The following is an 11,517-nucleotide window of genomic DNA, read 5'->3' as shown; positions in this document are numbered from 1 at the left end:
ATTATTTTTATTTCATAAGGAAAAATTTATGTCAAGAATTTGCCAAATTACAGGAAAAGGACCTATGGTAGGTAACAATGTTAGCCACGCTAACAATAAAACTAAAAGACGCTTTTTGCCAAATTTAAGAACAGTTCGTATCACTTTAGAAGATGGAACTACTAGAAAAGTTAGAGTAGCTGCTTCAACCTTAAGAACACTTAAAAAACAAAGTAGCAAATAATCCTTAATGTAAACGAGGAATTATTATGTCTTTTTTGAAAAAGCTACAAAAATTCCTCAATTGGTCTCCCTCTCCAAAACCTTCAATTAATCTCAATGACGAGCTTTACGAGCAACTTAGATTTTTAAGAATTCCTCTTATTGCTGTTGTAATGATGACATTAATTGGGGCTTTTGGCTATATGCTCACAAGCAATTATAACCTTAACGATGCTATTTATCAAGCTGGTATGACTTTTACCACTTTAGGTTATACTGAAGTAAATCCCATACCAACAGCAGGTAGAATTTTTACTGTTGTATATGTATTATTGACTTTTACAATATTTACTTTTTGCATGGGTTTGGTAATAGAAATAGTCAAAAAAGGTGTTTTGTCTAATATCATCAAGGAAAGAAGAATGCTTCATAAAGTTGCAAGATTAAAAAATCATTTTGTAATATGTTACCATAATGATTTTACCATAGAATTAGCACAGCAATTTAGAGAAAATCATATTCCTTTTGTTGTAGTTGATGAAGTTGAAAATTTTAGTGAGATTGCTGAAAAATATAATTATCCTTATTATATAGAAAGCGCACCTCACACCAATACAGCCTTTTTAAAAACCAATCTTTCTAGCGCAAAAGGCGTAATCACCCTTAGTGATAACATAGCAGATAATATTGCTATCATTGCCTCAGTAAGATTATTTGAAAAAGAATTACAAAGAATTAATCCTTATTTTATACTAGCTAGCTCAAGCAATGAAGATGAGACAGAAAAACTCAAAAAACTTGGAGCTAATTCTATAGTTTCTGCCACAAAATTAGTCGCACAAAGACTTAGCGCAATGTCGGCAAGACCAGATATGGAAAATTTATTAGAAAATTATCTTTACAAAAAAAATAGCCCTATTGATTTAGAAGAAGTTAAAATTCCTGATGACTCATGGGTAAGATTTAAAAGATTAAAAGAAATCCATTTAAGAGATATGGCAAATGTAAGCATAGTAGGAATTTTGGAAAACAAAAAATTCACACCTATGCCAAGAGGTGAAACTTTAATAGGTACTGGAGCAAAATTATTAATCGTAGGCACAGCAGATAGTATAAAAATAGCTAAAAAGATTATCAAAAATAAACAAAAACCTGATGAGTTAAAATATATTTAACTTATTTTAAGCTATAATCAAATACTAATTTAAAAAAGGAGGCTAATATGCTACACGAATTTAGAGATCTAATCACTGAGTTAAAAGGTAAGGATATGCACTTTGATAAACTATTTGAAGAGCATAATGAACTTGATCATAAAATCAAAGACGCAGAAGAAGGTAGAATTCATTTAGATAGCTTAGAAATAGCTAATCTAAAAAAAGAAAAATTAAGATTAAAGGATGAATTAAATACTTACTTATCAAATTACAAAAAATAATTCTCTGTAAAATTTACTTTAAGGATAGAACATGTTTGGAAAAAAAACCAATCAAAAGCAAGAAATCAAGGATTTACAAAACAGACTCAGGGAATTAGAAGAAGAAAATAAAAAACTTCTTTTGGAAAAGCAAGAACTAATTGAGAATTATGAAAAACAACTACAAGGAGATTGTGGGAAAGCTGAACTTGAAACCCATCTTTTAGAAATGCTACTAAACGGTGTTTTAAAAGGTATTTCAAATGTTCAAAGTGACATGCAAGAAAATGTTAATAAAGCGGAAATGATTTCTCAGTATTCTGATTCTTCTTTAGAAGATATGCAAGAGTTAAATTCTATTACTCATTCTATTATATCTTCACTTCAAAGCATTATTGAATCAGCTAATCGCTCAAGAGATACAGCAGGTAATTTACACCGCAGTGTTGATGAGATCACTAATGTTATTAACTTAATCAAAGATGTATCTGATCAAACCAACCTATTAGCACTCAACGCTGCTATTGAAGCTGCACGTGCAGGAGAACATGGTAGAGGTTTTGCTGTAGTTGCAGATGAAGTAAGAAAACTTGCTGAAAAAACACAAAAAGCAACATCAGAAGTAGAATTAAATATTAATCTACTCAAACAAAATGCAGATGAAATGTATGGGCAAAGCGAACAAGTAGAAAAAGTATCATTAGAATCAAACGAACACATAGTACAATTTTCTAGCAAATTTACTCAACTTATTTCGAATGCAAACTCAACTAGCTCTCATGCTAAACGTATTGCTTCTGAAATTTTTGTTTCTTTAGCTAAACTAGATCACGTTGCTTTTAAACTCAATGGTTATAATGAAATCATTCATGCTTCAGGTAAAACATTATCTGATCATTTAAGTTGCAGGCTTGCAAAATGGATCGCAGGAGTTGGCAAAGAAAGATTTTCTAGCGGAAGAGCTTTTGGTAAGTTAAATTTACCACATCAAAAAGTGCATGAAAATATCAACCAAGCTGTTGCTTTAGCTCATGATGAAGATACAAGCAACAAACTAGTACAAAATCAAATTTTAGACAAATGCTCTAATGCTGAAAAATCCTCAGAAGATTTATTTAATATCTTTAAAGAAATGCTTGATGAAAAAGATCCAAACATTGAAAATAAGGAAGAAAAAAAGTAAGAAGGTAAGATTAATTCTTACCTTTAAACCATAAATACGCATATTCAAGCAAAGGAGTTTTGATAGGATTTTCTTTAGAAAATTGCTCAAAGTCTTTTCTTTTTATCCATACTGCTTGAATATCCTCTCCATCAATTCCACCACCATGACCAATTTTATCACCTTCGCTAATTTCAGCATAGAATAAAAACTGTCTGCTTACACCCGAACCAAAACCTGTATAAAATTCCCCTATTTTTTCTACAAGTTTAGGAGCATAACCTAGTTCTTCAATACATTCTTCTTTAGCTATTTCCTCCAAACTCAAATTTTTATCAACAAGTCCTGAGCAAAGCTCTATACTAAATCCTATCTCATCTAAATTTAAATTATTACGTTTTTGATAATCCCATAAAGGAATTCGAAATTGCTTTACAAAAACAAAAGAATCTTTTTGAGTATGATATAAAAAAACAGAAACACTATCTAGTGCTTCTATAAAATCCCAAGTGTATTTTTTGTTATCTTTACCTATATAAGTGTATCTTTTAGGTTTAATATATTTTGAGTTAGAAAATTGTTCTTCTTGTAAATTGTTCATGTAAAATCCTTGTAATTTTACATCTATTATAACAAAAATAAAAATCAGTGCAGAAAAATAAAAAAGAATGAGTTGCTTTACATAAAAAGCAACTCAAAAGCAGCAAAAAGATGGTATTACATCATACCACCCATGCCTCCCATACCGCCCATGCCACTCATATCAGGCATAGCAGGTTTATCTTCTTTAATTTCGCTAATTGTAGCTTCAGTTGTTAAAAGCATGCTAGCTACTGAAACTGCATTAAGTAAAGCCACTCTTTCTACTTTAACAGGATCAATAATACCGCTTTCAAGCATATTTACATACTCACCTTTTGCAGCATCAAAACCAGTATTTTCTTCTTTACTATTTTCTACTGTATTTACAACTACACCAGCATCAAATCCAGCATTTTCAGCAATTTGTCTTAAAGGTGCTCTTAATGCTCTTTCTACAATAGCTGCACCAATAGCCTCATCACCTTCTAAATTCAAGCTGATTTTTGATTTTGCTTTGATTAATGCAGCACCACCACCTATTACTATACCTTCTTCAACAGCAGCTTTTGTAGCACTTAATGCATCATCAACTCTATCTTTTTTCTCTTTCATTTCAGTTTCAGTAGCCGCACCAACTTTAATCACCGCTACACCACCGCTTAATTTAGCTAATCTTTCTTGTAATTTTTCTCTATCATAATCTGAGCTTGTTTCAGCAATTTGAGCTTTGATTTGGTTAATTCTTGCATCAATATTTGCTTTCTCACCTGCTCCATTTACAATAGTTGTATTATCTTTATCAATAATCACACTTGAAGCTTGACCTAAATCTTGAATACTAGCACTTTCTAAAGTTCTTCCAAGCTCTTCAGAAATCACTTCACCACCTGTTAAAATAGCAATATCTTCAAGCATAGCTTTTCTTCTATCGCCAAAACCAGGAGCTTTAACCGCTGAAATATTTAAAACACCTCTTAATTTATTTACAACTAAAGTTGCTAAAGCTTCACCTTCAATGTCTTCAGCTATAATTAAAAGTGGTTTTCCTGTTTTTTGAATTTGTTCTAAAATAGGTAGTAAATCTTTTAAATTAGCAATTTTTTTATCAAATAACAAAATAAATGGATTTTGTAATTCAGCTGTCATTTTTTCAGTATTTGTAATGAAATATGGGCTTAAATATCCTCTATCAAATTGCATACCTTCAACCACATTTAATTCATCATTGATTGATTTTGCTTCTTCAACAGTGATAACACCATCTTTTCCAACTTTTTCCATAGCATCAGCAATTAAATTTCCGATTTTCTCATCTGAATTTGCAGAAATTGTTGCAACTTGAGCGATTTCTTTTTTATCTTTAACTTCACGAGAAAGTTTTTTAAGTTCAGCAACTATAGCTTCACAAGCTTTATCCATACCTCTTTTAACCTCGATAGGATTAGCACCTGCTGTGATATTTCTTAAACCTTCTTTAAAAATAGCATGCGCTAAAACTGTTGCTGTTGTTGTTCCATCACCTGCTTGATCGGCTGTTTTGCTAGCTACTTCTCTAACTAAAGAAGCACCCATATTTTCTAAAGAATCTTTTAATTCTACTTCTTTAGCCACACTCACACCATCTTTTGTGATAGTAGGAGCACCAAAACTTTTTTGGATTAATACATTACGACCGCGTGGTCCCATAGTAACTTTTACTGCATCATTAAGTTTTTTAACACCTTCATAAAGTTTATTTCTTGCTTCATCTGAAAAAAATATTTCTTTTGCCATTTTTTATCCTTTTTTATTTAATAATCCCTAAAACATCTTCAACATTAAGAACTAAATACTCTTCATTATCAAGTTTAATTTCAGTCCCACCGTATTTTGCAAACATTACTTTATCACTTACTTTAATATCTTCTATTTCTTTACTTACTGCAACAACTTCACCATTTAATGGTTTTTCTTTAGCATTATCTGGTATAATAATCCCAGAAGCAGTAGTTTTCATTTCTTCTAAGCGTTTTACTAAAATACGCTTTCCTAGAGGTTGAAAATTCATTTTTTATCCTTTCTAAAATGTGCTATTTTTAGCACTCTTTGTTTTTGAGTGATAGAATTATACATTAAAGAAAGTTAATTGTCAATAAATTAAGTAAAATATATCATATAAGTTTAGTCTATTACACTAAATTTTTATGATATATCATTATAAAGGTTTCTCATGAAAAAAATTCTTTACATTCTTTTAGGCGTAGTATGTGTAGCATTATTAGCCATATATACATTACTATTTACAAGTATGGGTAATGATTTTTTAAAGCCAAGAATCGAAACGATAATTGCTCAAAAAAGCGGTATGAATGTTAAATTTGAAAATTTTAAAATTAGTTTTTCACAACTTGACATTAAAGCAAATATTGATGATAAATTTTTTGCTAACATAGAAGGTGGTATATCACCTTTAAGACTAGGGTTTGATTTAAACTATCTTTTAGGACTTAAACAAAATTATATTCAAGAACTTGGCTTAAAAAGCGATAAAGATTTTACATTTAAGGGCAATGTTGTAGGTAAAAGTAGCGATTTTTTAGTAAAAGGTAATGGGTTTTTGTTTGATTCTAATCTTAGTTTAGATGCAAAAATCGTTGATTTTTCTCCTATAAATCTTGAATTTATTGGCAAAAATATAGATATAGCCCAAATTTTAGATTTTGCTAATCTACCAAGATATGCTCAAGGAAAAATTAGTATCATCAGTGATATACAAGCTAAAGATTTAAAACCAAATGGTAATGCTTTGATTAATTTTTACACAAGTTCTATCAACAATACTCTCATTGAAAAAGATTTTAATCTAAGCCTGCCAAAACAAAGCTATATAAAGGGTGAAATAAGATCTTTGATCCAAAACAATGAAGTTATATCTAAAAGTGAAATTTTAAGCAATTTTTTTAAATTTTATACACAAAAAAGTATTTATGATGTAACAAAACAAAACTTAACTAGTGATTTTGACATCAAAATAGATGATTTTAATCAATTTTCATCTCTAGCTAAAATGAAACTCCAAGGTAACAGTCAAATTCAAGGTAATTTACTTTTTGCAAGCAATCAATTGCAAAAATTAGATGCTCACTTGCTTGGATTTGGTGGTAACTTAAAAGCTATTTTAGAAAATAATAATCTTAACATCAATACAACTAATATAGAAGTAGCAGAGCTTTTAAAGACTATCTCTATACCTGCTTTTATTAATTCTAAATTAGTTTTAGATTTAAAAGCACAAGGGCTTGATTTTAAAAATTTCAATCTAAATGCTAGATTAAATAATGCAAATATAAATGTTATAGAATTTAAAAAACTAAGCAATCTTGATTTTCCAAAAACAAGTTTTAACTTACAAGCTAAAGCAAATGCGAAAAATTCTTTGATTGATTATGAAGCTTTGCTTGATTCAAACATAGCAAAAATATCTCAGCTAAAAGGCTCATATAATCTTACAAATAAAGATTTAAAAGCACAAATTAGTGCTTTTGTAGATAATCTTAATAAATTAAAACCTTTAACCAAGCAAGATCTCAATGGACCTTTAAATTTAGATGCCAAAGTTGATCTTAAGGCAAATCAAATTCAAAATCTTGATGCAAATATTAAAATCATGCAAGGGCTTATCAATGCAAAATCTAATGGAAAAAGTTTACAAGCAAAAATTGATAATATAAAATTAGAGCAACTTTTTCCTTTAATAGGACAAAAAGTTTTAGCATTTGGTGATATAAATGCTGATATTGATTTAAAAACACTTGATTTTAACAATATTAATGGCGATTTTAAAGCAATTATTAATTCTTCTTTTAATGAAGTAGAATTATCTAAGCTTTTAGAGAAAAAATTTCCAAAGAATACTTCAGCAAAAATCAATCTTGATGGAAAAATTTCTAAATCAATCATTGATTTTAATGCTAAAGCTCTAAGTTCATTTGCAAATATTAATTCATTAAAAGGCAAATTTGATCTTAATCAAATGGCTTTAGCAAGCACTTATAATATTTCATTGCAAGATTTTTCTAAGCTAGGATTTTTAGTTGATAGAAACTTAAAAGGCAAGGCTGATTTTGAAGGAAAATTTGATTTTAAAAACGCTTTAATAGATGCAAGCATTAATAGTAAAAATATATTTAACGGCTCATTAAATGCCACTTTAAAAAATAATATTTTTAACGCTAAAATGCAAAATACCGATCTTTCAAATTTAGCTCAAAGTTTAGATTTACCTGATTATTATCAAGCAAAATCAAATTTAAGTATCGATTATAATCTTTTAAAAGAAAGCGGTGTGGTGCTAATGAATTTAGCTGATGGACAACTTAAGAAAAACCTCATCACAAGCGCCTTAATGCTACTTTTACAAAAAGATATCACTCAAGATATATATCGCAATGGTGAAGCCAAAATAAATATCAATAAAAATCTTATAGATTTAAATTTAAACCTAGTGGCCGATAGAAGTAACATAAACATCAGCAAAGGTAAGATTGATACAAAAAGTACTAAATTAAACATTCCTTTTAATATTGTTATTGATAGAGCAAATTTTAAAGGCATTATAAAAGGAACAACACAAGATCCTAAAGTAAGCCTTGATACAAAAAGTGTTGTAAATTCTATTGTTAATACAATAGGCGGAAATGCTAGTGATGGTGCTAAAAATACGGGTAAAAAAGTAAATCAAGCAATAGATAAAATCTTTAACAAACTCTTCTAATACATCTAGCCTTTAAAAAAGGCTAGATTTTTTTAAAATAAACCAAATTTACCATCTTTTTTCTTATATAAAACCCTCATTTTTGCATCTATATCATTAAAAACTAAAAATATATCTTTACTTGCTTTTAGCTTTTCTAATGCCTCTTCAATTTCTAAAGGTTTATATAATTCAAGCTCCATTGGAACTATCTCATCTTCCTCAATCACACTTGGCAATACTAAATTTTCTTTTATCTCATCTTGATGCTTATGGGTAATATTTTTATCATGCAATCTTCTTAAAACCTTAGAAATTCTATCAATAGCTAAATCTATAGCAGCATATAAGTCTTTATCCTTTTGCTTTACAACCACTGTATTAATACCAGCTAAGTTAATGCTAAATTCAGCCCAAAATCCTTTCTTTCCATGCCTTTCATCAGCACTTATAACACAACGCGCAGAAATCACATCTAAGCCATATTTACTTAAAGCATCAAAGCTTTTTTCCACATACTCTTTTATAGACTCAGTTAGCTCAAATTGCTTTCCAACTATACTTGTATTCATTACTTCTCCTTTTTATGAAGTTAAATACATTATAGCACTTTAATCGTAAAAAATTAACTTTTTAAATAAAAAATAAATTTAAAATTTTAAAGGATCTAAAATAAGCGCACCATCTGCTGAAAGTTTTTTACCTTGAAAATGCATTTTACAAAAAGAAACAATTAAAGCATGAAAAATTTGATAAAGCTCGTATAATTTACATTCTTTTTTTAGTAAAACACACAATTCTTGTTGGTTTTTAGCTATGTCTTTTTTAAAAAAATCTGCCAATTCATCATAACTTTGACACTCATAGCCTAAATAATTAGCTATTTTTGCGCTATAAGCATCAACTACTAAAACTTCTTTTTTGCATATATAATTTAAAATTCCATCTGCACTTTCTTGACCAAAACCCTTAATACTCAAAAGCCATTCTCTATCTACTTCTTCTTTAAAAAACTCAAAAGAATTAAAATCTTGGAAATATTTTTGAGTGAAATTTTTAATATATTTTGCCTTGGTATTATAAAATCCACTTGGTTTTATTAAAAGCGCTAAATCTTGAGTGCTTAAATTTGATAAATCTTCTATCTTAGTAATATTTGCTTGTTTTAAATTTGTCAAAGCTTTTAATACATTTTTCCAGTTTGTATTTTGAGTTAAAACCACAGAAATTAAAATTTCAAACTCGCTTAAAGTATTATTTTCTAGCCACTCAAAATCTTTATAATCAATATTTGCATTAACTAAAGCTTTAAAAATTTCATATCCGCTCATGCTTTTTCACTCTTTCTTAAATGCATCAAAATAGCCTCAATTACATCATCATCGTCTTTACTTTTTGCTTTAATAACTTCCTTGCTCTCATCATCTTTTACAAAACAAATATTTTGTTCATAATTGCTCACTAACTTATAATGCTTGCTAGCTAAAATTTTTATGATGATTAAATCCAAAAATTGCTTAGTAAAAATATCGGGCTTACCAAAACGATCATTCATCTCACTTTCTATCTCATAAACTTCATTAACACTCATACACTTACTAAGTCTTCTATAAAGTTCTAATCTCAAACGATCTTCACTAATATACTCACTATTTAAAAAGGCATTGATGTTAAGCTTTAAATCTATTTTTTTCTCTTTAGTCTCTTCTTTTTTACTTAGCTTATTAATTTCATCTTCTAACATTTTAAGATACAAACTATAACCAATTTGCTCTATATGCCCACTTTGATCTACACCTAATAAATTTCCACCCCCACGAATTTCTAAATCATGGTAAGCAAGCACGCTTCCTGAACCTAAATAAGAATTACTCTCTAAGCTCGTAAGTCTTTTTAAAGAATCTTTTGTGATTTTTTCCTTATCTTCAATCAAAAAATAACAATATCCTTGCTTAGCACTACGCCCTACTCTTCCTCTAAGTTGGTGCAAATCAGCCATACCAAAGCGATCTGAATTTTCTACTATAATAGTATTTGCATTTGCCAAATCAATACCACTTTCAACTATAGAAGTACAAAGCAATAAATCATATTCTTTATTTTCAAATTTAATCATTTCTTCTTCGGTAGTTTTTGCGTCTATTTTAGAATGCAAGATTAAAATTTTTAAATTTGGAAACAAATCTAAAAGATATTTTTTACACCCATCAATACTTGCTATATGATTGTGTATATAAAAAATCTGCCCTGCTCTTCTTAATTCTCTTGAAATAGCTTCTTTAATCAAAGCATCATTACTTTCTCTAACAAAGGTACGCACATCCAAACGATCCTCAGGTGGAGTTTGTAAAACACTATATGATTTTAAAGAACTAAGAGCTTGATTTAAACTTCTTGGTATAGGCGTTGCTGACATAGATAGAATATGGGAGTTTTTACTTAATTCCTTGAGTTTTTCTTTTTGTTTTACACCAAATTTATGCTCCTCATCTATCACAACTAAACCTAAATTTTCACATTCAACCCCTAAAAGAGAATGCGTTCCAACCACCACACAAGGCTTATTTTCTTTTAAAAATGCTAAAACTTGTTTTTTTTCTTTAGCACTAGTAAAACGATCTAGTTTAAAAACCTCTATATCAAAAAAATCAAATCTTCGTTTTAAGGTTTTAAAATGCTGGGCTGAAAGCAAAGTAGTTGGCACAAAAAATAAAGCCGTATAACCACTTTTTACACAAGTAAATATAGCGTTCATAGCAACTTCTGTTTTACCAAAACCCACATCGCCACTTAAAAGCCTATCCATCACCTGCATACTTTTTAAATCTTGAGTGATTTCTTGACAAACTTGACTTTGATCTTTAGTGTAAAAAAATCCTGCCTTATTGATAAATTCATCTTGTAATTCTTGAGAAATTTTTAATTCTTTTGCTTTTATCAAAGCTCTAGCCGCTGCTAAAGAAACTATATTTGAAGCAATGGCAAATAATTTTTCTTTTAATCTTTCCTTGATTTTTAGAAAACTTCCTTTTCCAAGCTTATCAAGTAAAGGCACACCACCACTTGCACCGATATATTTATCAATCATATATAAATTTTCAACAGGTAATAAAAGCTTGTCATTATTTAAATACCCAAGAGCTACAAATTCTTTTTTTGCTCCTGCAATTATAATAATCTCAAGACCTAAAAATTTAGCTACACCATAATCTTCATGCACAACAAAATCCCCAACCCTAAGCTCATCTATTACCAAACTTGCTTTTCTAACTCTTTTACTTTTTTCTTTTTTATTTAAAGAGATGATAAGCTCATCTTGAGTGCTTAAATTAATTCTTTCTTGAGATATTTTTAATTTAATATTTGGAAATTCTTGCAAATTTAAAGCTTTAAACAAAGCTTCATTTTTTGCTAAAATAGTAA

At 29.1% G+C, this 11,517-nt stretch carries 11 protein-coding genes and 1 pseudogene; 6 read left to right on the top strand and 6 right to left on the bottom strand.

Going from position 1 to position 11,517, the window contains the following annotated elements; all coding sequences use genetic code 11:
• The first annotated feature begins 28 nt into the window (after nt 1-28).
• The 5 genes and pseudogenes from rpmB (at nt 29) to L8W55_RS07950 (ending at nt 2,801) form a co-directional block, all read left to right on the top strand.
• The gene (rpmB, locus tag L8W55_RS02715) at nt 29-223 is read left to right on the top strand and encodes a 50S ribosomal protein L28 (RefSeq protein ID WP_012661734.1); all 195 of its coding nucleotides are present in this window, start codon (nt 29-31) and stop codon (nt 221-223) included.
• 25 nt (nt 224-248) lie between these two features.
• Entirely contained in the window at nt 249-1,376 is a 1,128-nt protein-coding gene (locus L8W55_RS02710; protein ID WP_263677217.1) for a potassium channel family protein, read from the top strand.
• A 47-nt stretch (nt 1,377-1,423) separates the two neighbouring features.
• Complete coding sequence (locus L8W55_RS02705) at nt 1,424-1,639, top strand: YdcH family protein (protein ID WP_012661736.1); 216 nt, start codon at nt 1,424-1,426, stop codon at nt 1,637-1,639.
• 427 nt (nt 1,640-2,066) lie between these two features.
• Nucleotides 2,067-2,354, top strand: a pseudogene (locus L8W55_RS07955) (methyl-accepting chemotaxis protein); the annotation flags it as partial.
• Entirely contained in the window at nt 2,337-2,801 is a 465-nt protein-coding gene (locus L8W55_RS07950; RefSeq protein WP_412175264.1) for a CZB domain-containing protein, read from the top strand. The pseudogene L8W55_RS07955 and the gene L8W55_RS07950, both read left to right, overlap by 18 nt.
• Before the next feature lie 10 nt (nt 2,802-2,811).
• Here the strand turns inward: L8W55_RS07950 and L8W55_RS02695 are convergent, their stop codons facing one another.
• The 3 genes from L8W55_RS02695 to groES all read right to left on the bottom strand — a co-directional run bounded on the left by L8W55_RS02695 (nt 2,812) and on the right by groES (nt 5,409).
• Nucleotides 2,812-3,381: an NUDIX domain-containing protein gene (locus L8W55_RS02695; RefSeq protein WP_263677214.1), complete on the bottom strand. Its 570-nt coding sequence runs from the start codon at nt 3,379-3,381 to the stop codon at nt 2,812-2,814.
• A 116-nt stretch (nt 3,382-3,497) separates the two neighbouring features.
• Nucleotides 3,498-5,135 carry a chaperonin GroEL gene (gene groL, locus L8W55_RS02690; RefSeq protein WP_039641822.1) on the bottom strand — a complete coding sequence of 546 codons (1,638 nt, stop codon included), beginning with the start codon at nt 5,133-5,135 and terminating at the stop codon, nt 3,498-3,500.
• Nucleotides 5,136-5,148: 13 nt separating this feature from the next.
• Nucleotides 5,149-5,409: a co-chaperone GroES gene (gene groES, locus L8W55_RS02685; protein ID WP_039664227.1), complete on the bottom strand. Its 261-nt coding sequence runs from the start codon at nt 5,407-5,409 to the stop codon at nt 5,149-5,151.
• Nucleotides 5,410-5,571: 162 nt separating this feature from the next.
• Between groES and L8W55_RS02680 the strand changes: the two genes are divergently transcribed.
• Complete coding sequence (locus tag L8W55_RS02680; RefSeq protein WP_263677212.1) at nt 5,572-8,115, top strand: hypothetical protein; 2,544 nt, start codon at nt 5,572-5,574, stop codon at nt 8,113-8,115.
• A 32-nt stretch (nt 8,116-8,147) separates the two neighbouring features.
• On the opposite strand, the gene hpf is transcribed toward L8W55_RS02680, so the two are convergent.
• The 3 genes from hpf to L8W55_RS02665 form a co-directional block, all read right to left on the bottom strand.
• On the bottom strand, nt 8,148-8,666 hold the full coding sequence (gene hpf / locus L8W55_RS02675; RefSeq protein WP_039618662.1) for a ribosome hibernation-promoting factor, HPF/YfiA family: 519 nt from the start codon (nt 8,664-8,666) through the stop codon (nt 8,148-8,150).
• 78 nt (nt 8,667-8,744) lie between these two features.
• Nucleotides 8,745-9,425 (bottom strand): 3-methyladenine DNA glycosylase, encoded by a 681-nt coding sequence (locus tag L8W55_RS02670; protein ID WP_263677211.1) that lies wholly within the window; start codon nt 9,423-9,425, stop codon nt 8,745-8,747.
• On the bottom strand, nt 9,422-11,517 hold a 2,096-nt coding region (locus L8W55_RS02665; RefSeq protein WP_263677210.1), incomplete at its 5' end, for a DEAD/DEAH box helicase. The genes L8W55_RS02665 and L8W55_RS02670, both read right to left, overlap by 4 nt.

The organism is Campylobacter sp. FU_520 (assembly GCF_025772385.1).
Classification (GTDB): Bacteria; Campylobacterota; Campylobacteria; order Campylobacterales; family Campylobacteraceae; genus Campylobacter_D; species Campylobacter_D lari_C.
This window is presented reverse-complemented; position numbering and strand designations above follow the sequence as displayed.

Excerpts from the sequence above, each read along its gene's own strand:
- L8W55_RS02710 (WP_263677217.1), top strand. The coding sequence starts at position 249 with ATGTCTTTTTTGAAAAAGCTACAAAAATTCCTCAATTGGTCTCCCTCT.
- L8W55_RS02705 (WP_012661736.1), top strand. The coding sequence starts at position 1,424 with ATGCTACACGAATTTAGAGATCTAATCACTGAGTTAAAAGGTAAGGAT.
- L8W55_RS02695 (WP_263677214.1), bottom strand. The coding sequence starts at position 3,381 with ATGAACAATTTACAAGAAGAACAATTTTCTAACTCAAAATATATTAAA.
- L8W55_RS02680 (WP_263677212.1), top strand. The coding sequence starts at position 5,572 with ATGAAAAAAATTCTTTACATTCTTTTAGGCGTAGTATGTGTAGCATTA.
- L8W55_RS02670 (WP_263677211.1), bottom strand. The coding sequence starts at position 9,425 with ATGAGCGGATATGAAATTTTTAAAGCTTTAGTTAATGCAAATATTGAT.
- groL (WP_039641822.1), bottom strand. The coding sequence starts at position 5,135 with ATGGCAAAAGAAATATTTTTTTCAGATGAAGCAAGAAATAAACTTTAT.
- rpmB (WP_012661734.1), top strand. The coding sequence starts at position 29 with ATGTCAAGAATTTGCCAAATTACAGGAAAAGGACCTATGGTAGGTAAC.
- hpf (WP_039618662.1), bottom strand. The coding sequence starts at position 8,666 with ATGAATACAAGTATAGTTGGAAAGCAATTTGAGCTAACTGAGTCTATA.
- groES (WP_039664227.1), bottom strand. The coding sequence starts at position 5,409 with ATGAATTTTCAACCTCTAGGAAAGCGTATTTTAGTAAAACGCTTAGAA.